This is a genomic window from Aliiglaciecola sp. LCG003 (assembly GCF_030316135.1).
Lineage (GTDB): Bacteria > Pseudomonadota > Gammaproteobacteria > Enterobacterales > Alteromonadaceae > Aliiglaciecola.
This window is the reverse complement of record NZ_CP128185.1, coordinates 3440259-3461870: the sequence shown is the minus strand read 5'-3', so window position 1 is coordinate 3461870 and position 21612 is coordinate 3440259. Positions and strand designations below refer to the sequence as shown.

General features: G+C 43.2%; 18 protein-coding genes. 11 read left to right on the top strand and 7 right to left on the bottom strand.

Translation table 11 applies throughout. The annotated features are described in order from the left end of the window. The first annotated feature begins 169 nt into the window (after positions 1 to 169). Positions 170 to 1342: a XylR family transcriptional regulator gene (locus tag QR722_RS15090; RefSeq protein WP_286283754.1), complete on the top strand. Its 1173-nt coding sequence runs from the start codon at positions 170 to 172 to the stop codon at positions 1340 to 1342. A 92-nt stretch (positions 1343 to 1434) separates the two neighbouring features. On the opposite strand, the gene QR722_RS15085 is transcribed toward QR722_RS15090, so the two are convergent. Together QR722_RS15085 and QR722_RS15080 are read right to left on the bottom strand one after the other, a co-directional pair. Continuing rightward, entirely contained in the window at positions 1435 to 2163 is a 729-nt protein-coding gene (locus QR722_RS15085) for a 16S rRNA (uracil(1498)-N(3))-methyltransferase (protein WP_286283753.1), read from the bottom strand. Positions 2164 to 2289: 126 nt separating this feature from the next. Beyond that, positions 2290 to 2469, bottom strand: coding sequence for a hypothetical protein (locus tag QR722_RS15080; protein ID WP_286283752.1), 180 nt, complete (start codon positions 2467 to 2469; stop codon positions 2290 to 2292). A 451-nt stretch (positions 2470 to 2920) separates the two neighbouring features. On the opposite strand from QR722_RS15080, the gene QR722_RS15075 reads away from it, so the two are divergent. Further along, positions 2921 to 3739 carry a mechanosensitive ion channel family protein gene (locus QR722_RS15075; RefSeq protein WP_286283751.1) on the top strand — a complete coding sequence of 273 codons (819 nt, stop codon included), beginning with the start codon at positions 2921 to 2923 and terminating at the stop codon, positions 3737 to 3739. A 56-nt stretch (positions 3740 to 3795) separates the two neighbouring features. Here QR722_RS15075 and QR722_RS15070 read toward each other — a convergent pair whose 3' ends face one another. Continuing rightward, positions 3796 to 4602, bottom strand: coding sequence for a M48 family metallopeptidase (locus QR722_RS15070; protein ID WP_286283750.1), 807 nt, complete (start codon positions 4600 to 4602; stop codon positions 3796 to 3798). A 116-nt stretch (positions 4603 to 4718) separates the two neighbouring features. Here QR722_RS15070 and QR722_RS15065 point away from each other — a divergent pair, with 116 nt between their 5' ends. Continuing rightward, positions 4719 to 5177 (top strand): hypothetical protein, encoded by a 459-nt coding sequence (locus QR722_RS15065; RefSeq protein ID WP_286283749.1) that lies wholly within the window; start codon positions 4719 to 4721, stop codon positions 5175 to 5177. A gap of 75 nt (positions 5178 to 5252) precedes the next feature. On the opposite strand, the gene metK is transcribed toward QR722_RS15065, so the two are convergent. Then, positions 5253 to 6398, bottom strand: a complete 1146-nt coding sequence (metK, locus tag QR722_RS15060) for a methionine adenosyltransferase (protein WP_286283748.1) — start codon at positions 6396 to 6398, stop codon at positions 5253 to 5255. 301 nt (positions 6399 to 6699) lie between these two features. Between metK and tkt the strand changes: the two genes are divergently transcribed. The 6 genes from tkt (at position 6700) to QR722_RS15030 (ending at position 13363) form a co-directional block, all read left to right on the top strand. Continuing rightward, entirely contained in the window at positions 6700 to 8694 is a 1995-nt protein-coding gene (tkt, locus tag QR722_RS15055) for a transketolase (protein WP_286283747.1), read from the top strand. An 81-nt stretch (positions 8695 to 8775) separates the two neighbouring features. Then, entirely contained in the window at positions 8776 to 9798 is a 1023-nt protein-coding gene (epd, locus tag QR722_RS15050; RefSeq protein WP_286283746.1) for an erythrose-4-phosphate dehydrogenase, read from the top strand. A gap of 35 nt (positions 9799 to 9833) precedes the next feature. Then, positions 9834 to 11012, top strand: a complete 1179-nt coding sequence (locus tag QR722_RS15045; RefSeq protein ID WP_286283745.1) for a phosphoglycerate kinase — start codon at positions 9834 to 9836, stop codon at positions 11010 to 11012. Between the two features lie 123 nt (positions 11013 to 11135). Continuing rightward, the gene (locus QR722_RS15040) at positions 11136 to 12035 is read left to right on the top strand and encodes a fructose bisphosphate aldolase (protein ID WP_286283744.1); all 900 of its coding nucleotides are present in this window, start codon (positions 11136 to 11138) and stop codon (positions 12033 to 12035) included. Between the two features lie 105 nt (positions 12036 to 12140). Further along, complete coding sequence (locus QR722_RS15035; protein ID WP_286283743.1) at positions 12141 to 12482, top strand: hypothetical protein; 342 nt, start codon at positions 12141 to 12143, stop codon at positions 12480 to 12482. Positions 12483 to 12547: 65 nt separating this feature from the next. Beyond that, positions 12548 to 13363 (top strand): PEP-CTERM/exosortase system-associated acyltransferase, encoded by an 816-nt coding sequence (locus QR722_RS15030; protein ID WP_286283742.1) that lies wholly within the window; start codon positions 12548 to 12550, stop codon positions 13361 to 13363. Positions 13364 to 13373: 10 nt separating this feature from the next. Here the strand turns inward: QR722_RS15030 and ppx are convergent, their stop codons facing one another. The 3 genes from ppx to QR722_RS15015 all read right to left on the bottom strand — a co-directional run bounded on the left by ppx (position 13374) and on the right by QR722_RS15015 (position 17623). Continuing rightward, positions 13374 to 14903 carry an exopolyphosphatase gene (gene ppx / locus QR722_RS15025; protein WP_286283741.1) on the bottom strand — a complete coding sequence of 510 codons (1530 nt, stop codon included), beginning with the start codon at positions 14901 to 14903 and terminating at the stop codon, positions 13374 to 13376. A 60-nt stretch (positions 14904 to 14963) separates the two neighbouring features. Continuing rightward, on the bottom strand, positions 14964 to 17027 hold the full coding sequence (ppk1, locus tag QR722_RS15020) for a polyphosphate kinase 1 (protein ID WP_286283740.1): 2064 nt from the start codon (positions 17025 to 17027) through the stop codon (positions 14964 to 14966). Between the two features lie 92 nt (positions 17028 to 17119). Then, entirely contained in the window at positions 17120 to 17623 is a 504-nt protein-coding gene (locus QR722_RS15015) for a glycine cleavage system transcriptional repressor (RefSeq protein WP_286283739.1), read from the bottom strand. Between the two features lie 272 nt (positions 17624 to 17895). Between QR722_RS15015 and QR722_RS15010 the strand changes: the two genes are divergently transcribed. Continuing rightward, positions 17896 to 20043, top strand: a complete 2148-nt coding sequence (locus tag QR722_RS15010) for an ABC transporter permease subunit (RefSeq protein ID WP_286283738.1) — start codon at positions 17896 to 17898, stop codon at positions 20041 to 20043. Continuing rightward, positions 20036 to 21601: a phosphate ABC transporter permease PstA gene (pstA, locus tag QR722_RS15005; RefSeq protein WP_286283737.1), complete on the top strand. Its 1566-nt coding sequence runs from the start codon at positions 20036 to 20038 to the stop codon at positions 21599 to 21601. Before QR722_RS15010 ends, pstA begins: the two co-directional genes overlap by 8 nt. The last annotated feature ends 11 nt before the right edge of the window (positions 21602 to 21612 follow it).

Here is a 21612-nt window from a genome sequence, read left to right as displayed (position 1 = left end):
ACCAGTTTTTTGATTGCAACATAGTCGAATATGCGCAATTTTCTAGCAATTATGATATTTAATAATTAAATTTCGTAATCTTTGTGTTTTGTTTTAATTATTAGATTTAGTATTAAGATGAATGAATCTGTAAAAACATAAGATTTTCTGTTTTACTAAAGGTGTATTGATGTACAAAGCTAAGCACAGTATTTCGTTACTTTTCAATGCTAACAAAGTCTATGACCGTCAGGTTATCGAAGGTATTGGTCACTACTTACAATCATCCAAAGTAGATTGGGATGTGTATCTTGAAGAAGATTGTCTAGCGCGATTAGAACATATTGAAGAGTGGGTAGGTGATGGCATCATTGCCGATTTTGATGATCCATCCTTCCAAAGTGCACTGAAAAACATCAAGTTACCGATCATTGGCGTCGGTGGCTCCTATGAAAATGAAGCCGACTATCCGGATGTTCCTTATGTGGCTACAGATAATTTGGCCGTCATCCGTTCGGCCTATGAACATCTAAAGCAAAAAGGATTAGAGCGTTTTGCATTTTATGGCTTTCCGCCGGATCAAAACCACCGCTGGGCAATTGAACGTGAAAATGCCGTGATCAAGTTATGTAAATTAGATGGCTATGAATGCTCTATCTATCGAGGCCATCCTACCCGGCCAGAAACCTGGCAATATAGTATGAACCGTTTGTCTGACTGGTTGCAGAGCCTTCCCAATCCAGTGGGTGTGATTGCCGTCACAGATGCCAGAGCACGACACTTATTACAAGCCTGTGATCATATAGGCAAGATGGTTCCTGAGCATATTTCCATTGTCGGGATAGATGATGATGACATCGCCCGCAACCTGAGTCGGATTAGCTTAAGTTCGGTGACCCAAGGGTGCTTTGAAATGGGCTATCAGGCCGCAAAGTTACTTCATCATCGCCTAGATAATCCTAATCTGAAGAATAAAATCGTCAAGGTCCCACCAGTGGGAGTTGCACAGCGACAATCGACAGACTTCAAAGCGTTGAAAGACCCTTATGTTATCCAGGCAATGCATTTCATTCGCCAAAATGCCTGCAGAGGGATTAAAGTGGATCAGGTGTTAGATTACGTTGGTATTTCTCGGTCTAATTTGGAGAATCGTTTCAGTGAAGGGTTAGGACACAGTATCCACACTGAAATCCACAACGAAAAATTAACTCGAGCTTGTAAAATGCTGCAACAAGGTGAAGTACAAACCAGTGAAATTGCCAGTATTTGTGGTTACCCATCTTTGCAATACATGTATGCAGTGTTTAGAAAACATTTTGATAAAACACCAAAAGAATATCGTGATGAGTGTGCGGCCAGTTAACTATTCGTTAGCCCGTTTTTTTATGGGCTAACGGCATCGTTTTTGCTAATTTAAAGACTATTAGCGGTGGCCAAGATAGTTGAGACCTTGAGTTACAGATCACCATGGATAGCCTGTAATGCCGATATGGCTGCAATGGCTGCCGTTTCGGTACGCAATACCCGAGGTCCCATCTGCGCGGTTTGAAAGCCTGTTTGTTCAGCAGCGTAAATCTCACTGTCGGAAAATCCTCCCTCTGGACCTATCAATAATCTGACACCTGCTGCAGGAATCGTCAGATGTTTAATGCTTTTGTCTGATCTTGGGTGCAAGGTTAAGCGCAATTGATTGGTGGATTGGCTCACCCAATCGCTAAAGGAGATGCAAGGGTTTACACTAGGTATAATGTTCCGACCACATTGTTCACACGCTGCAGCGACTAATTTTTGCCACTGCTGCTGCTTCTTAAGCCACCGGTCTTGGCTCAATTTCACCCCACAGCGCTCAGTTAAAAGGGGAGTGATTTCATCCACTCCCAGCTCTACCGCTTTTTGTATGGCAAAATCCATCCGGTCGCCTCTGGATACTCCTTGGCCCAAGTGGATTTTAAGAGGAGATTCAACACTGATTGATAATTTTGCATCCACCATGGCGCACACCTGACGTTTTTTAACCACCGTCAACTCAGCGCTATATTCATTGTTGTCACCATTAAACAGCACAATGGGGTGACCTTCGTTAAGACGCAAAACATTCGCTATGTGATTGGCTGCATCAGCACTGAGTTCGACCACCTGGTCTACGACCAATAGGTCGGGATGAAAGATTCTGGGTATACGCATAGTCAAGATTGCACGAGTAAGTTTAGATATTGAATATGGTATCAATCATCGAAAGGATGACAAGCGGTTAATTGAGTTGGCCGGAAATGAAATCGGCAGACCCCAGTCTGCCGATAATTATTTAGCCTAATTTACGTTAATCGCATCAGCTTGATTAAGGGCGGCTTGCTCGATGTCAGGACTCTTTTGCTGCTGAATTACAGCTTTGTGTCTGCGGGCGTGTACGGTATTTTCACCTGTGTCTTTTGAGAGACAAAATATCAAAAGAATCACTAAACTCAGGAAAATTAGTGAGATAATTAACATTTTCAATTCCTTTAAAAATATTACGCTGACCCTATCTAAGGGAGCGTAATTATAGCAGCGTTTTGTACAAATGTTGAACTTCCTACATTCATAATCCGGTATTTTTTTAAATAACTATTAAATTCAACACATTAAATTTTTACTTATTTTCAATGGGGAGATTCTAAAGCGTAATTTTGACAGGACAATGACAATGAAGTGGAAAAACACCACAAGATCTCGTATACCTTTGTAAGTGATCAACCCTTAATCTGTAAGCCTTTTGCGCATTATTTGTTTAATCGCCCTTTGGTCAAAATAAAGAGTGCATATCTTATTGATTCGTCTATCATTTCGACGTGGAAAGATGAACTTGGACTGCTCACACTCGCGTGCATTATTTATGTGTTGCTTTCGAGCAGTCGAGCTATTCCACCATACTAATAATCAAAGCAAGCTCGGGAGAGAATTAATGGAAGACATAAATGTGTCAGAATTGGTCGAAACGTATTTGATCCCATGGGGAACAAATATCATTTTCGCACTTCTGATTTATTTCATAGGTAAAATTGTTGTCAAGATGCTAGTGAACGTATTTGGCAAAGTGTTAGGCCGTTCTAAATACGACGATATGCTAATAGATTTCTTAAAATCTATTGTGCATGCAGTATTGATGTTGTTCGTTATTATTGCCGCGTTAAATGAGTTAGGTGTTAACACCACATCAATGGTTGCTATCTTAGGTGCTGCAGGCTTGGCCATAGGTTTATCTTTGCAAGGTTCTTTACAGAACTTTGCTTCAGGTGTGATGTTGCTAGTTTTCCGCCCCTTTACTCGTGGTAATTTTATTGAAGCAGGTGGTACAGCTGGTGTGGTTAAAGATATTACTATCTTCAATACAATAATGACTACTGGTGACAATAAAGAAGTTATTGTGCCTAATGGCGCCATATACGGCGGGAATATCATAAATTATTCAGCTAAAGAAACACGTCGTGTTGATATGGTTGTGGGAATTTCTTATGACGCAGATCTGAAAAAAGCCAAAGAAGTGCTAATTGAAATGGTTAATGCTGATGAGCGGATCTTAAAAGAGCCTGCTCCAACAGTAGCCGTTGCAGAACTAGCAGATAACAGTGTTAACTTCGTGGTAAGACCTTGGGTTAAATCTGCTGATTATTGGGCAGTAAAATTTGATTTCACTGAAGCTGTGAAATTACGTTTCGACCAAGAAAATATCGGTATTCCATATCCTCAAATGGATGTACATTTACATAAAGTAGAAGACTAAACATCTTTTGCTTAAAGAATGCCGCTCACCTAAGGTGAACGGCATTTTTTTTTGGCTTATTTATGACAATTAGGTTTGTCGTTAGTTGAAGATGCGAGCTGTTGTGCTTTTGCCATATTGGCCTGTAAATCTTTAATCCTAGTGTTAGGAGATGGATGGGTAGACATAAATTCCAGTGGACGATTACCACCACTTGCTTTATCCATGTTTTGCCAAAGATTAACCGATTGACGAGGATCAAATCCTGCTCTTGCCATTAAATCCAAACCAATTAGGTCTGCTTCACTTTCATGGGTGCGGCTGAAGGGCAATTGCACGCCTACTTGAACGCCCACACCTATGGCCGCCATAATCATATTACTGCTGCCGACTTCATTACTTTGCAGGATTTGATTGGTCGCCTCTAGACCGATTCCGATGAGGGCCGAGTTAGACATTCTTTCGTTACCATGTTCTGCTATTACATGGCCCACTTCATGGCCAATTACGGCGGCCAGTTGATGTTGATTTTCAGCCACGTTTAACAGTCCAGTGTATACCCCAATTTTGCCCCCTGGTAAGGCGAATGCATTAACTTGTTCATCTTCAAACACCACTAATTCCCATGTTCCATCGAACACCTCTTTTGGTACATGCTTGGTAATATAAGAAGCCACACAGGTCACAAACTCATTCTCTACTGGCGTTTTCGAGACCTTTTGTTCAGTTTTCATCGAATCAAACGCTTGGGTCCCCATATCCGCTAATTGATTTTTCGAGTACAACTTCAATTGGCTTCTGCCTGTGGGAGATGTTGCGCAAGCAGCAACCAAGGTGGCAGTTGTCGCTGCAATGACTAATGATTGTAAAAACCTTTTCTTCATCGTGAGTATCCATTACTAAGTGGTAAATATAGGGTTATTATTCTACAGCTTGTTAAGCTTAAATTCAGAATTGGAACTTTATTATAAACTCTCTTGAAAATTAAACTGACGAAATTATGAAAACACCCTTAATTCCATGGCTGAGTGTTAGTTTGCCATTTCTGTTAAGTTGTTGCGCGACTTCGCATGATAATTATGCCGACAGAAATCAACTAGTAACCGACTTCTATGCCCACGTTGAAGCTATTAATGATGTTGAATTTGAGTCTCAAGTGGGCGAAAGCATGGCTGTATGGGGGCTGTGGGGGGCATTAGAAAATGCCCATGGTAATAGCGCAGATATGCTCGTTGGAGCCACAGTCAGTGCGTTCTTTGGTGGATTGATTACCGCGTTGTCCGAAGGACCAAGATATGGTTATGAATATCATTTGCTCGCTGTGGATGGTGACTCGGTGATTGTTGTTTTGGATTATTTCCCTGCTGAGGAAGGTCAATGTGTCAGAGTCAGAATGGCTAATTCGGTCAGCGTAAAAGCCACTGATGCAGGTTTCTGTTATTCAGATGACGAATATTAAGACTGGTACCCAGCCTTATGCTAAAAAATATAAACGGCACCCTAAGGTGCCGTTTTTCATATTAAGCAGCAAAAGTTATATAGCGGCTTTGAGTTCTTCTGCTTTATCAATTGCTTCCCAAGGAAACTCTTCGCGACCAAAATGACCGTATGCAGCTGTGGCTTGATATATTGGGCGCTCTAAGTCGAGCATTTTGATCAATCCATAAGGACGAAGGTCAAAATGTGCACGGACCAAAGCGGTCAACTGGCTGTCAGACAACACACCTGTTCCAAAGGTTTCGATATTTATTGAAGTAGGCTCAGCTACCCCAATTGCATAAGACACCTGAATTTCACAACGTTTAGCTAGACCCGCAGCAACGATGTTTTTCGCCACATAACGTCCTGCATATGCAGCAGAACGGTCAACCTTAGAGGGATCTTTACCAGAGAAGGCACCACCACCATGTCGAGCCATACCGCCGTATGTATCAACGATAATTTTACGACCCGTTAGTCCGCAATCCCCCATTGGCCCGCCAATTACAAAGCGACCGGTCGGGTTTATCAGATACTTAGTTGACTTGGTTAGCCACTTTTCAGGCAGCACGGGCTTAATGATTTCTTCCATCACCGCTTCTTGCAAATCTGCTGTACTGATTGAATCACAATGCTGAGTGGACAACACAACTGCGTCAATACCTACTGGTTGGTTGTCTTCATAAATAAAGGTCACCTGGCTTTTAGCATCAGGACGTAACCAATCTAACTTGCCACTTTTCCTGATCTCGGCCTGACGCTTCACCAATCGATGAGAGTAGGTGATAGGTGCTGGCATTAGGACATCGGTCTCGTCACTTGCGTAACCGAACATTAGTCCTTGGTCACCAGCGCCTTGATCTTCTGGTCTGCTGCGATCAACACCTTGATTGATATCTGGAGACTGTTTACCTATGGCGTTAAGGACCGCACAAGAATCAGCGTCAAAACCCATATCCGAATGGGTGTAACCTATTTCTCGAACCGTTTTGCGGGTAAGTTCTTCAATATCAACCCATGCAGAAGTAGTGACTTCGCCACCGACCAAAACCATACCTGTTTTGACATATGTTTCGCAAGCTACACGAGCTTTGGGATCTTGGATGAGAATGGCATCTAACACGGCATCAGAGATTTGATCTGCGATTTTATCCGGGTGCCCTTCAGAGACGGATTCAGATGTAAATAGGTGTGTTGTCATCAGTATTCCTAAACAATAAAAGTAGAACTTAACGTAATAACGTCATCAATAAGGTCATTGTAACTTGAAAATAGTAAATTACCAGTCTTTCCATCTAGACGTCCAAATGTCTATCCGTTCAGAATGGTTTCCACTAAAACGTAAGCAAAAAAAGTATAATCAATAATGAATAAGCGTTGCAGTTCATCTGTGGCTAGTAGAAAATGACCAGCCCAAATTGAATACAAGCTAACTAATCAGTGTCTTACGCAATCCTGCCAGACTTTGATCAAGCTTAACGCAACAAATTGCAGGAGACCTTATGCCTTCACGTCGAGAACTCGCCAACGCCATACGTGCTTTATCCATGGATGCAGTCCAGAAAGCTAACTCAGGACATCCTGGCGCCCCAATGGGTATGGCTGATATAGCTCAGGTGTTATGGAGTGATTTCCTAAACCATAATCCAGCCAATCCAGACTGGGCTAACCGAGATCGCTTTATCTTGTCGAATGGCCATGGTTCGATGTTGATTTATTCGCTACTGCATTTGACGGGGTACGAGTTACCCATTGAAGAATTGAAAAACTTCCGCCAATTGCACTCGAAAACACCAGGTCACCCAGAATACGGTTATGCTCCGGGTGTTGAAACCACCACAGGTCCACTTGGGCAAGGTGTGAGCAATGCGGTCGGTATGGCAATTGCCGAAAAAATGCTTGCTGCACAGTTTAATCAACCGGGTTTCGATATCGTAGATCACTTTACCTATTGCTTCCTAGGCGACGGCTGCTTGATGGAAGGTATTTCCCATGAAGTCTGTTCATTGGCAGGCACCTTGGGTTTGGGCAAATTGATTGCATTTTGGGATGATAATGGCATCTCAATCGACGGTGAAGTTCAGGGATGGTTTACGGACGACACACCTGCACGCTTTGAATCTTACGGCTGGCAAGTCATTGCCGATGTAGACGGTCATGATCCTGAAGCGATTAAAGCCGCAATAGAAACGGCTAAGTCTGATATAACTCGTCCAACTATGATCTGCTGTAAAACCGTTATAGGGTTCGGCTCACCAAACAAATCCGGCAGTCATGATAGCCATGGTTCTCCTCTTGGTACAGATGAAATTGTCGCTACTCGCAAGGCATTGGACTGGAAATATGATGCCTTTGTTATTCCTGATGATATATACGCTCAGTGGGATGCTAAAAAATCTGGTGCAGATAAAGAGCAGCAGTGGAATGCGCAATTGGCTGATTACCAAAGGGCTCATCCAGAATTAGCGGCAGAATTAACCCGCAGACTAAAAGGCGAGTTACCGGCGGATTTTGCACAAAAAGCCGATGACTTCATTAAGTTTTCACAAAGCAAAGCCGAAAACATCGCTAGCCGTAAAGCCTCGCAAAATTCTATCGAAGCCTTTGCCAGTTTGCTACCTGAAGTAGTGGGTGGTTCTGCTGATTTAGCCGGTTCTAACTTAACCTTGTGGTCTGGCTCAAAAGGCATCACTAAAGATGATGCAAATGGCAACTATATTTTTTACGGAGTGCGCGAATTTGGCATGACCGGTATCATGAATGGTATTGGTTTGCATGGCGGATTCCGTCCTTATGGCGCAACCTTCCTAATGTTTATGGAATATGCACGTAATGCAGTTCGTATGGCCGCATTAATGGGTATCCCGAACATCTTTGTTTACACCCATGATTCAATTGGTCAAGGTGAAGATGGCCCAACTCACCAACCTATTGAACAAGTCGCTAACTTACGCCTTACGCCTAATCTTACTACATGGCGTCCATGTGACGGTGCTGAAACAGCAGTAGCCTGGAAAGCCGCGATTGAGCGTAAAGATGGTCCTAGTGCGTTAGTCTTTAGTCGTCAGGGATTGCCTGCTCAATCTCGCAACGACGCCCAATTGGTGAATGTGGCTAAAGGCGGGTATGTGCTAGTGGATTGCGCATCTACACCTGATGTTATCTTGATCGCAACAGGTTCAGAAGTGGCTGTAGCAGTAGATGCGGCTGCTGAATTGACCCAAAAAGGTCACGGGGTTCGAGTAGTCTCTATGCCAAGTACCAATGTATTTGATGCTCAAGATGCTGATTATAAACAATCTGTTCTGCCTAGTTCTGTGACCAAACGAGTTGCAGTGGAAGCAGCGCACGTGGACTTCTGGCATAAATATGTCGGTTTTGACGGCGCAATCGTCGGCATGAGTACCTTTGGTGAGTCCGCTCCTGGTGGCGCATTACTGAAACACTTTGGTATTACTGTCGATGCGGTTGTAGCAGCGGCGGAAAATCTGCTTTAATCCCTGACCGTTGCTAATCTTAATTAGCATATTTGATAAATCGGGGCGCATAATAAGCGCCCCTTTACGTTTAAGAGTCTAATGATACGTATCGCAATTAACGGCTTTGGTCGTATAGGTCGCAATGTTTTACGCGCCTTATATGAAACAGGCCGCAATCAACATATCCAAGTGGTTGCAATAAACGAGATTGCCGAACCGGTTGGCATTGCGCATTTGCTAAAATATGACACGGCGCACGGCCGCTTTAAATTTCCGGTTAGTTTGCAGGGCAACATTTTGGATGTAGCTGGCGATAAAATTGAGTTATTACAGCAGCGCAACTTAGATGGTCTGCCTTGGGCTGATTTAAACATTGATCTGGTGATGGAATGCACAGGTGTGCACAACGATCGCGCAGATGCCGAGATCCACATCGCACAAGGTGCAAAAAAAGTGTTGTTTTCCCATCCATCCACACCGGACATGGATGCCACAGTGATTTTTGGCATTAATGAAGATCAATTGCAAACGGCTGATCGCATCGTATCTAATGGTTCGTGTACCACTAATTGTATCGTTCCAGTGATCAAGGTTCTCGATGAGGCCTTTGAAGTGCTCAGCGGCACTATTACTACTATTCACTCATCAATGCATGATCAACAAGTTATCGATGCCTATCACCCCGATTTGCGCAGGACTCGTGCAGCTAGCCAATCTATTATTCCAGTGGATACCCGACTTGCGGCGGGTATTGAACGTATTATGCCGAAATTTTCCGGTAAATTTGAAGCCATTGCTGTACGGGTTCCTACCATCAATGTGACCGCGATGGATTTAAGCGTGACTTTGGCCCAAGAAGTGTGTATTGAAAATGTTAATCATGCCCTTCAACAAGCTGGTCTGGGAAGGTTATCTGGGATCTTAGGTTATACCGAAGAGCCCTTGGTGTCCGTTGATTTCAATCATGATTCGCGCTCTTGCATCGTAGACGGCACCCAGACCCGAGTCAGCCATAAACAGTTGGTCAAAACACTTGTCTGGTGTGACAATGAGTGGGGATTTGCAAACAGAATGATCGATACTGCTCAGGCTATGTTTAGCCCAAGCTTAAATGAAAGTTAACTATACATTTAAACGTGATAAATAAAGGAAAATCTATGTCGATTATCAATATGACTGAGCTGTCGCTTGCTGGCCAGAGAGTGCTCATCCGCGAGGATCTAAATGTACCAGTCAAAGATGGCAAAGTGACCTCTGATGCGCGCTTGAAAGCGGCTATTCCTACTCTTGAACATGCGTTAAAAGCTGGGGCGAAGGTGATGGTAATGTCTCATCTTGGACGCCCAACCGAAGGGCAGTTTGATGCAGAATATTCCCTTCAGCCAGTAGTCGATTATCTACAAGAAGCCCTTGATGTGCCCGTCAAGTTAGCAACAGATTACTTGCAGGGCTTAGAGCTTAAAGCGGGTGAGCTTGTAGTGCTAGAAAATGTGCGTTTTAATTCTGGTGAGAGTAAAGATGACGAAAATTTAGCCAAACAATATGCCGCTTTGTGTGACATCTTCGTGATGGATGCATTTGGCACGGCACACAGAGCACAAGCATCAACCCACGGCGTGGCTAAATTCGCTCCAGTGGCATGTTCTGGGCCATTACTATCAGATGAGCTTGCAGCCTTGAGTAAAGCCTTAGACAAGCCAGCGAGGCCGATGCTTGCCATTGTTGGCGGCTCAAAGGTATCAACTAAACTCACCGTATTAGATTCTCTTTCATCTAAGGTCGATCAGCTTATCATTGGTGGCGGCATTGCCAATACCTTCATTGCTGCTCAAGGTCACAATGTCGGGAAATCTTTATACGAAGCCGATTTGATTGATGAAGCAAATCGTTTAATGAAAGTTGCCAAAAGCAATGGTGCAACTATCCCTGTTCCGGTAGATGTAGTGACGGGAACTGAATTTTCAGACTCCGCTGTTGCCACCCTAAAGGATGTTTCTGAGGTTGCGGCCGAAGATATGATTTTTGATATTGGCCCTCAAACAGCTGCAGAATTGGCCAAATTGATTGAAAAAGCCGGCACCATTGTCTGGAATGGTCCAGTGGGAGTATTTGAGTTTGATCAGTTTGGCGAAGGGACCAAAGCCATAGCCATGGCCATCGCTAACAGCTCAGCCTTTTCGATTGCCGGTGGTGGTGATACGCTTGCGGCAGTCGACAAGTATGATATCGCCGATAAAATCTCCTATATTTCCACCGGCGGTGGTGCATTTTTAGAGTTTTTGGAAGGGAAAACCCTACCAGCTGTTGCTATGTTGGAGCAACGGGGCAAGAAATAATACGATTTGCTCAAGCTGGAAGCAGGTACCCTAGTTCAGCTTTGTTAAACTAAAGTAACTAATAAGAGGCGCTTCGAAGCGCTCAACCTATAATTTGTATTCTACTATAAAGGAGTGTCGCGAATGGCTTCACAAGCTCAATTAGATATGCTTAAAAAATTACACACTGTTAATGGCTTTATTGCTGCACTTGACCAAAGTGGTGGCAGCACGCCAAAAGCGTTAAAGCTTTATGGGGTGAATGAAGATCAGTATTCTGGTGATGAACAAATGTACGATCAAGTTCATCAGATGCGGACACGCATCATTACCAATGAAGCCTTCAATGGTAAGCGAGTGTTAGGCGCCATCTTGTTTGAAAACACCTTGGATCGTGAAATAGAAGGCCTAGCTAGTTCGGTATATCTATGGGAAGAAAAGCAAGTCATTCCTTTCCTCAAAGTGGACAAAGGCTTACTCGATGAAAAAGATGGTGTTCAATTGATGAAAGATATACCGGGGTTGGATCAGTTACTTGATAAAGCCAATGACAAGGGGGTATTTGGCACTAAAATGCGTTCGGTTATTAAGTTAGCTAACAAGGATGGTGTGCATGCCATTGTGAAGCAGCAATTCGAGGTCAGTGCTCAAATACTAGCCAAAGGTTTAGTGCCCATTATTGAACCGGAAATCGATATCAACAGTCCTGAAAAAGCCGCTGCTGAGCTACTGTTAAAAGGTGAGTTACTAAACCACTTAGATGCATTACCTGAAACCCAAAATGTGATGTTGAAATTAACACTACCTGATGTTGCAGGTTTTTATGACAGCTTAATTGCACACCCACGAGTACTAAAAGTGGTCGCTCTATCGGGTGGTTATAATAGGCAAGAAGCGAATCGTCGCTTGAGTGAAAATAAGGGAATGATCGCTAGCTTTTCAAGAGCCTTGTCGGAGGGTCTTTCGGCACAGCAGTCTGATGCTGAGTTTGGAAAAACCTTAGACGAATCAATAGAAAGTATTTATCAGGCGTCCATTAGCTAACTATCTATCGGTTTTTCTCGAACCGGACGCTAGTCCGGTTTTTTTTTGTTTCCTTTAGTCTTAGCCTTGGCTATATTATTTGCACAGCAGCAATAGGGAGCGGTTATGGACTTTGAACTTCCATTACCTTTATATAAGAAACTTACGGTAACTTTCAGGGTGGAACCTGGCTGCTTAGGTCCGGATGGAATAGATCATATAGAAGGTTTCTGCAAGCATGCTAAAAAGGCCGTGGCTGGACTGGATTCTGATTTTATTCGCTGGGTTATTGTGCCCCGTTATGACAAGTCAATGGCAGAGACTGAATATAAAACTAATGGTAAGTTATTAAATTACGATCAAGCAGAGCTTTATTTGCAGGTGTTCAATAAAGAGCTCGAAGACTTCGAGGAACACTTGCAAGAACGACTGTCTGAATTAATTGATGAATATTTAGGACGGGCTTAGAAAGAATATAAAGAATTGAATCTATTGATTTTTTATAAATATATTGGCCAAGTAGGTATGTGATATTGTCAAAAAAACAACGTAGTATATCGAGTATCAAAAACAGCCGGTTAATAAAACCTGTGGTAAGAAGAGCTCATGCCTACAGCATCAATAAAAAAGCCTTATCAATATCAGAACAATTCTCCAATAGCTTCAGGCCGGTCATAGCTAACTCTGAACTGCTTAGACAACAGACCTATCAAATGCGCCATGATGTTTACGCCAAGGAAATGGGCTTTGAGCCCATCCAATCCAATGGTTTGGAAATAGACGAATTCGATGGGTATTCCACCCATTGCGCATTGATTCATCAACACACTAGCCAAGTCGCTGGCTCAGTTCGAATCGTCAGACCGACTCAAGAGGGTCAGTTGCTGCCAATGCAAAAGTTTGTCCATCAAAATTTTTCGGCCAGTGCACTTCACCCAGCTGATTTGCGGCTTGAGAAAATGTGTGAAATATCTAGATTGACCGTACCCCTTAAATTTCGCCGCAGAGAGATCGATCATCATTCCGGTGCAGAGATGGGGGTGATCAATCAAATGACCTACTCGGAAAGTGAAATACGCTGTTTCCCGTTTATATCCGTCGGCTTGTATCTTACTGTGGCGGCGGTGGTGCTAAGAGAAGGAATAAACCATTGCTATATTATGGTCGAACCTCGCTTAGTAAAAAGCATGCAGTTTGTGGGTTTGCCCTTTGAGCAGATTGGTCCTGTGATTGACTACAATGGAATGCGCGCGCCTTACTATCTTCGCACCCAATTAATCCCCACACACCTCAAAGAAGGCTTCAGATTACTGTTGAGTAATATTGACGCCCATCTTGAGTACGCTTGACACCTTAGCACTATTCAAAGCTTAAGCTATATTGCAATACCTTTAATTGTTCAGCCTCGCGGACCAGATCGGCACTGAAAATCGGTTTATTTTCTAGCCAACCTTGGGGGAAACGCAGTAACACTTGATTGTCTGATACATCAACCTCGAACTCTGGCAAAATATTATCTTGGCGCTTGATGTTAAGTAATACACCGAGGCGCAGGATAATCAGCAGTTTATTTACTGTGTCAGGGTCGAACTGCCAGAATTCGGGCAATTCTTCGAGGCGCAATTTTTTACGATGAAAACGGGCGAGTGTCGCCAACAGGTTTTGCTGTTCTTGATTAAATCCGTACAAATCAACATTCTGTAGGATATAGCCGGAATGACGCTGAACACCACGGGAATTAATTTGCAGGCCCACTTCGTGCAACAGGGCTGCCCACTCTAACATGTTGCGATGCTGTTGCCCGCCAATCTTCCACGCTTTACGACTTTTGTCATAGATATACAAAGTGGTGTCATGTACCCGTCTGGCCTGGTCTATGTCAACGTCATAACGGGTAGACAAACTTTGCGCCGTGCGTTCACGGATATCATGATGGGCAAGTTGTTCTTCCATTTCATAAATAACTCCCTCACGCAGAGCCGCAGCAGAATACTCCATAGACAAAATCTTCAGGCTTTTAAATACGGCAATCAAGATAGACAAGCCCGCAGCAAAAACCGGTATACGGTCTTCGGTAATGCTGGAAAGCGCTAGTTTGTCGGTATGCCCAGCTTCTATGCTCAGTTCTCGCAGTTTTTTAAGGGCATCTATACTGACAAAGCCTTCAGGACCATTCTCATTAAGAGCCTGTGCCTGCAATACAATTGCCTTGATAGTGCCAGATGTACCAAAACAGCTTTGCCAACCTAACCGTAAATATTTGTTATCGATTAATTCTAACTCTTGCTGAGCGGCGGTAATGGCTTTTTTAAACGCAGAAGATGAAAGATTTCCATCTTTAAAAAATTGGTTGGTGTAACTCACACAGCCCATTTGCAAACTGCGTAATATTTTGGTTTCAAAACCATCGCCGATGATAAATTCGGTAGAGCCACCACCTATATCTACTACTAGTCTTTGACCAGCGTTTTGGACCGTATGGGCAACACCTGAATAAATTAAACGTGCTTCTTCGATGCCGGATATGACTTCAATGGGGTAGGGTAAAATCTTTTTAGCCGCTTTGATAAAGTCTTTGGCATTTTTGGCTTTACGTAAGGTATAAGTCGCTACGATTCTCACCGTATCAGGCTCAAAGCCTTGCAGGCTTTCAGCCACCACTTGTAGACTGGCAAGACCGCGATCGATGGCTTCTTGAGACAGCCGATTGTTTTTATCTAGGCCGTCGGCTAAGCGCACTTTTTGTTTTACGCGATGCAAAATTTGCACATTATCGGCAACAATACGCGCCACCACCAAGTGGAAGCTATTGGAACCAATATCCAATGCAGCTACTTGGACGGAAGGACGGGACTCTATATTGTTGAGCACATCGCTTATCTCAGGCATTAGTTTCTCTATGTGGTATAGCCAAAAAGTGAGGTCTAAAGGTTAAGTTCGAACCTTGCCTTATTCCAATGCTTTTAGGAAGTGATATGTTTCAACTTGAGAGCGAATATTTTTGCGATTGCCCCTTTTAACATATCGATTAGTTTGTTCGGCATCTATGATACGCGCTTTGATGGTATCTCTTAGCTGAATATCCAAAATAGCAATAATGCGCTGCTTAAGCTCTTCATCGTAGACTGGGCAACCCACTTCTATACGGTTGTCCATATTGCGGCCCATCCAATCCGCCGAAGATATTATCACTTTAGGCTGACCGGCATTTTTGAAAACCATCACTCGAGGATGCTCTAAAAACCTATCCACTATACTGGTAATAAAGATGTTTTCACTCATCCCTTTGATGCCAGGCAAGAGAGAACACATGCCTCTGACAATTGCGTTGACCTTTACGCCCGCTTGACTGGCGCGGTAAAGATCATCAATCAGTTGTTGATCAACCAGATTATTGACCTTGAGAGTGATCCCTGAGGGCAGGCCGGCTATAGCATTTTGAATTTCTTGACGCACCAAAATTTGAATCTTAGTGCGGGCATTTAATGGTGACACTTGCAGGTGCTGGAATTTATTTCTGCGATAAGGCAGTTGAATCAGGTCAAATACCCAGATTGCTTCTTGTGCAAGCTCTTGATTGCGAGTAAACAAACTAAAGTCGGTGTAAATTTTAGCGGTTTTTTCGTTAAAGTTACCTGTTCCAAAGTGGGCATAATGGGCAAGTTGACCATTTTCCTCGCGGCTGACTACACAAAGTTTACTGTGTATTTTAAATGAAGGTGAGCCCAGAACTACACGTATACCGGCATCTGTCATGGTCTTGGACCATTCAATATTGGCTTCCTCGTCAAATCTGGCTCGTAGCTCCACCACCACAGTAACGGTTTTACCATTATCTACAGCGTCAATTAACGAGCTGACAATGCGCGACTTAGTCGCTACACGATAAATATTCAAGCGGATATGTTTTACGTTGGGGTCAAAGGCTGCTTGGCGAACAAATTCAGTAAAATGTAAGAAACGGTGGTAGGGATAATAAAGCAGAATGTCCTTGTGCTTGATGGCATCAAATACCGTATCGAAATCCGTGAATACCTTGGCGTTTATCGAGGGAAGTTTGGGGTTCTCAAGATAACTACGACCGACATTGGGGAAGCCGATGAAATCTTTGAAATTACGATAAGCCCCGCCGGCTATCAAACTATCATAATTTGAAATCTTCAGGCGTTTACGTAAATTTTTAAGCATCTCTTCAGGCATATCTGCGTCGTGGATCACTCGCACGGGTTCGGCGATCAAGCGCTGCTTCATACTCTCCGACATCTTCTCAACAAAACTCTCATCAATTTCGTCGTTGATAGAGTATTCAGAATCCCGGGTTACTTTGAACGAATAGGCTTCTAATTCATTGAATTCTACAAATCCTTTAAAGATGATATCAAGGCAAAGTTGGATCACATCATCTATGAGTATGATGTGTTTCTTTTTGCGAGACTTTTCCGGTGGTATCAATATGAAACGGGACATGGCCTCGGTTGGCAGTTCAATGGTGGCATACTGGGTAGCCTTGTCTTTGCGGCGAATTGCCACATACAAATAAGTGCCAAAGTCGTTAAGGCGATGCACTAAGTCGACTTTTTTATGAATGAGTATGGGAGCAATATGGCGTAATATTTTGTTTTTAAAATAATTTATTAGCCAATCCCGTTGGAAATCAGACAAGCTATTATTATCAATAATATGGATATTGTAACGGGCCAGACCCTTGATCACATCCTCATAGACTGATTCGAAGTTGTCTGTCATCACCACTACTTTTTGCTGAATCTTTTCCATCAACATCTTAGTATTGTTGGCAGCATCTTCATTACCTTCATCCATATGAATGTAAATCTGTCGTTTAACTTCGGCGACACGGACCCGATAAAATTCGTCCATATTGCTGGAATAAATACCGAGAAAACGAATTCGCTCCACGATAGGATTTTCTTTGTCTGCGGCTTCTTGCAGCACCCGCTCGTTGAACGCAAGCCAACTCAATTCTTTGGGATAATACAGCTCATTTGGGGTCATAATTTACCTAGTGTCGGGGCTACATCGTAAAATGTTGTTAATGGTCAACTGTTTATGTGACATCTCTATGAAATGGAAGTTGGATTTGCGGTTCATCGCAATGCCACATCAACCACCAAATCATTGGCGATACCTTCTAAGGCATCAGATAGAGCATCAATTTCAAAGTTTGCTGGAATCGACACCTTTGCATGGGCTTTAAATAACAAGCTGCCCCAGTTGGGCGCACTTTCGCAACTGGATTCAAATTTAATAATATTAATATTGAATTGACTCAAGGTCGCAGTCAGTTCTTGAACTATGCCAGGCTTGTCGTTGCCCATAATATCTATTTCGGCAATGGTAGTGTCGGTCACACTAGTATCATCTGATTTAACCGAATGAATTGTCAAAGCCGGATGGGCATGCAACCATTCTATCAGTCCAGCATGGTTTTGCTCGGGAATGTCCACTTCGAGGAATCCAGCAAAGTGACCTCCCATATAGGAGAAATTACTCGCTAACCAATTGCCTTCCATTTCATATACTTTTTGCGCCAGGGATTCCACCAAGCCGGGCTTGTCTTTGCCGATCAAAGTCAGGATCATTGACTTCATATCTCATTCCTTATTCTTGTTGGGAATAGTGTATTGTTAGCATAGCGCATACTTTACCGCTAACTGCGACTATTTACCTCTATCCAATAGTGTTTTCCTTTAGGATATTGGGATTTATACCAATTACCGACACCTGTTTTATACATCAAAAATAACCATAGCTTAAGCAAAAAAGCTCAGACACTTGCCCGAATCCTTAAATCCATTACACTAGCCGCACTCGATTAGAATTGGTTGGTAGCGTGGATCATTTGTCGTCACACGAATCTACAATGGAAAACGGCGAAATCGGTAAAATAGCTCAGCGACGAAGGGTTAAAAACCGGCTGATTGCTTACCTGATTGGGATTGCCGGTTGGTGTGTGCTGTTGATGTTGGGACTATTGCTGTGGCATTTGGTCGTTCAAGTGTTGCCATTGTGGAAGTCTGTTCAGATTGAGCCTGCCCAACAGTATCGGGTTCCCGAGGGGCAAAATATTATTCTCATGGGCGATTTTACCCATGGCGACGCCATGGCAAGTTATGATTCTCTGTGCAGATTAAATTTTTTATCACTATCAAACACAAGCTCAATGGGTCAGTCCGGTCTGCAGATCACGAAAACCATACCCACCTTGTGCGATGACCAAGTTAAAGTGAAATCCTATGGTGGCGAATTGTATGTCGCGCGCTTAAGTCAATCGGGATTACTGAGAATAGAAAAGCTCACCCAGTTGCAAAATCATTTTGAAAGTCAATTAGAAATGAGCATCGCCCTTGACGGAGCGAATCCGAACCAGCCCATAGATTCTTATGATTTTGAGTTGTCGGATTCACTCATCATGCTGTCTGTGGTGCAAGATGACAGATGGCAGGTCATAAGTTTGGACCGTCAACGCAAAGAAGAGGTGCACCGAGCGACAGTGATTGCGCAGAAACTCTTGGTATTATTGCCTCGCATCGGACAATTCATGTATGTGCGCGATCAATCTTTAGTCACTCAACTCATTGGTCGGGATGATGAGCTTATTAGCCCAGTAGATAAACCGGTAACCTTTTTGCAAGCCTTACCGAGTCAACGATCTGTTTTTGTTGGCTTAGCCAACAGCAAAGTGCAAAAGTGGTCGGTTGTGAATCAAGCCGGGGTACTGAATTTCGTACCCGTATATGCGCTGGCAGGTGACATCTCACCATTGAAAATCCATGTCCACCAAACAGAAAATGCCGCAGTAGCCTTTACTGACAACCAGAATATTGTTTTATTCAATTATGTCACAGGGGAAACCTTACTTGCAGAACAGCAAGAATTCCAATATCAGGATTCATTTTTAGCTCAGGATCACCTCTTTGTGTATCAACAACAAAGCATTCAAAGCTGGAAAATTAAGGCTTTATCTGCCGTCAACACCGTTGAAGCACTATGGGGGAAAGTACAATACGAGGGGTACAAACAAGCTGATTATGTTTGGCAAACCACTTATGCTACAGACTTTCAGGAGGTAAAGTTTAGTATAGTTCCATTGGTGATTGGAAGTTTAAAAGCTTCGCTATTGGCACTGTTAATTGCTGTACCCTTGGCCTTGAGTGCCGCGATCTATACTGCTTATTTCGCCCCGCAAAAAATGCGGAATTGGATGAAATCCTCAATTGAAATGCTCGAAGCCATTCCCTCTGTGGTCTTGGGGTTTATTGCCGCTATCTGGCTGGCGCCTCTGGCTGAACAGTTTTTGCTTTCACTGTTCTTGTTTATATTGCTGATCCCTTTGGTATTAATTGTCTTTGCATTCTTTCATCAACCTTTGGTTGCGCGCTTGCCACAAAGATTTAAAGAGGGGTGGGAGTTGCCGGTTGTGGCAATATTGCTGTTGCTAAACGGGATCTTTGTCATTTGGGTGACTGAACCTTTCACTGCAATGCAATCTCAGTCAGAAGTTTCAAGTTTCTATTCTGTGTTTTCATTTGACGCGCTCAATTCGGTTAATAAGAGTACTTTGGTTGTAGCCCTGGCCTTGGGCATCGCAATAGTGCCAAGTATCTACTCCTTGGCAGAAGATGCCCTGTTTGAGGTGCCAAGTAGTCTCAAACAGGCGTCTTCAGCATTAGGCGCAACACGTTTACAAACACTACGCAAAGTGGTCCTGGTATTGGCTTATCCGGGGATTTTGTCGGCAATCGCACTTGGATTGGGCCGAGCCTTTGGTGAAACTATGATAGTACTAATGATCACTGGCAATACGCCTGTGGCGGATTGGGATTTGTTATCTGGCATTCGCACTCTTACTGCAAATCTGGCGATCGAGCTTCCTGAAGCAGAAGTGGCTAGTAGTCATTACCAAATCCTATTTTTAACGGCCTTGGTGTTATTTATGTTTACCTTCGTGCTCAATTCCATCGCCGAATTACTAAGGTATTGGTTAAGAAAGAATTATAAACATGGTTAATTGGAAATTAAATTCAGCTCAAAAACAATCTATGGTGACCAGCCTATCTGCCGCCATCGCTGCCTTTTTGATTATTATCCTATTGACCTTATCAATATTTATTATCTTTAGAGGAAGTTACTATTTCTGGCCTCAATCGATCCAACATCTGATTTATCAGCAGGACGCTCAGCAAGTACCGCAGCAACTTTATGCATTACCCACAGCGACTACTATGCGGGTTGATCAACAATTACTACATTTCAAATATTCATCACCCAGTCAATTGGTTAATGGGCAAGCCACCTTCACGTCAAATAGTATTTCCGCAACCGAACCGGAGCAGCCCGTGGCAAGGATACTGCTTAGCAATGGTGGCTTGGTGATCGCTGAAGTGTTACAAATTGTCGATGATAACGGACACGTTTTTGATATTGAAAATTTTTCAGCTTTACGAGACACAGTCGTATCTTTAGAAGATCAAATTGACCATATTCGCAGTGGAGAATTGGCTAATATACACAATCGTTTAGCGGATATGGCCCGTAAAAATGTCGAACAAAGCGCGCCTGCTCGGCAACGACTATCGCAACGTTTTTTTAGGTTACAGAAAGATATTGAGGCTCTTGAGAGCACAATAGGATTATTTCAGTTGAAATTGCGTTTTGCAGATGGACAGCAGGCCAGTTTAAGTCTATTCGATGTGCGTCAAATTGATTTTCCCAATAGTATGTCTTTTTCGCAAAAACTATTGGTCGGATTGTCCAGCTTTAGTGATTTCATCACTGATTCTCCTAAATTAGATAATACTTCGGGCGGCGTATTTCCTGCGTTATTTGGTACCATAGTGATGGTACTGTTGATGACTATACTCGTCACTCCCTTTGGTGTGCTAGCTGCGCTGTATCTGCATGAGTATGCCCCGCAAAATAAAACTACAGCATTAATTCGTATCTCAGTAAATAATCTGGCAGGGGTGCCTTCAATTGTATATGGCGTGTTTGGATTGGGTTTCTTTGTCTATACCCTAGGCGGTAATATCGATGAAATACTTTTTTCTGATAATTTACCTTCACCGACTTTTGGCGCGCCAGGCTTGTTTTGGGCTTCTTTGACCATGGCAATATTAACCTTGCCGGTGGTTATTGTTGCTACCGAGGAAGGCTTGCGCAGAGTCCCCAAGGCGTTGCGAGATGGCAGTTATGCATTAGGTGCAACCCAAGCTGAAACAACCTTAAAGATGGTGTTACCTATTGCCAGCCCAGGCATCATGACGGGAGTTATTTTGGCAATTGCACGTGGGGCCGGAGAAGTTGCCCCTTTAATGCTGGTGGGGGCGGTGAAATTTGCTCCAGCTTTACCCGTAGATGGAGACTTTCCCTTTGTGCATTTACAACGTCAATTTATGCATTTGGGAGTACTGATCTATGATGGAGCTTTTCATAGCCAAAATATTGGTAATGGCTCTTCATTTGTTTTTGCCTGTTGTATGCTACTGTTGATCATTGTGTTCACCTTGAATCTAGTCGCAGTTTTTATCCGTAACCGGCTGCGCAATCAATATTCACAAAATTTTTGATTCATTTTAGA

What these genes read in the sequence shown, in the direction of transcription:
- QR722_RS15090 (WP_286283754.1), top strand. Translation starts at nt 170, where the DNA reads ATGTACAAAGCTAAGCACAGTATTTCGTTACTTTTCAATGCTAACAAA.
- QR722_RS15085 (WP_286283753.1), bottom strand. Translation starts at nt 2,163, where the DNA reads ATGCGTATACCCAGAATCTTTCATCCCGACCTATTGGTCGTAGACCAG.
- QR722_RS15080 (WP_286283752.1), bottom strand. Translation starts at nt 2,469, where the DNA reads ATGTTAATTATCTCACTAATTTTCCTGAGTTTAGTGATTCTTTTGATA.
- QR722_RS15075 (WP_286283751.1), top strand. Translation starts at nt 2,921, where the DNA reads ATGGAAGACATAAATGTGTCAGAATTGGTCGAAACGTATTTGATCCCA.
- QR722_RS15070 (WP_286283750.1), bottom strand. Translation starts at nt 4,602, where the DNA reads ATGAAGAAAAGGTTTTTACAATCATTAGTCATTGCAGCGACAACTGCC.
- QR722_RS15065 (WP_286283749.1), top strand. Translation starts at nt 4,719, where the DNA reads ATGAAAACACCCTTAATTCCATGGCTGAGTGTTAGTTTGCCATTTCTG.
- metK (WP_286283748.1), bottom strand. Translation starts at nt 6,398, where the DNA reads ATGACAACACACCTATTTACATCTGAATCCGTCTCTGAAGGGCACCCG.
- tkt (WP_286283747.1), top strand. Translation starts at nt 6,700, where the DNA reads ATGCCTTCACGTCGAGAACTCGCCAACGCCATACGTGCTTTATCCATG.
- epd (WP_286283746.1), top strand. Translation starts at nt 8,776, where the DNA reads ATGATACGTATCGCAATTAACGGCTTTGGTCGTATAGGTCGCAATGTT.
- QR722_RS15045 (WP_286283745.1), top strand. Translation starts at nt 9,834, where the DNA reads ATGTCGATTATCAATATGACTGAGCTGTCGCTTGCTGGCCAGAGAGTG.
- QR722_RS15040 (WP_286283744.1), top strand. Translation starts at nt 11,136, where the DNA reads ATGGCTTCACAAGCTCAATTAGATATGCTTAAAAAATTACACACTGTT.
- QR722_RS15035 (WP_286283743.1), top strand. Translation starts at nt 12,141, where the DNA reads ATGGACTTTGAACTTCCATTACCTTTATATAAGAAACTTACGGTAACT.
- ppx (WP_286283741.1), bottom strand. Translation starts at nt 14,903, where the DNA reads ATGCCTGAGATAAGCGATGTGCTCAACAATATAGAGTCCCGTCCTTCC.
- ppk1 (WP_286283740.1), bottom strand. Translation starts at nt 17,027, where the DNA reads ATGACCCCAAATGAGCTGTATTATCCCAAAGAATTGAGTTGGCTTGCG.
- QR722_RS15015 (WP_286283739.1), bottom strand. Translation starts at nt 17,623, where the DNA reads ATGAAGTCAATGATCCTGACTTTGATCGGCAAAGACAAGCCCGGCTTG.
- QR722_RS15010 (WP_286283738.1), top strand. Translation starts at nt 17,896, where the DNA reads ATGGAAAACGGCGAAATCGGTAAAATAGCTCAGCGACGAAGGGTTAAA.
- pstA (WP_286283737.1), top strand. Translation starts at nt 20,036, where the DNA reads ATGGTTAATTGGAAATTAAATTCAGCTCAAAAACAATCTATGGTGACC.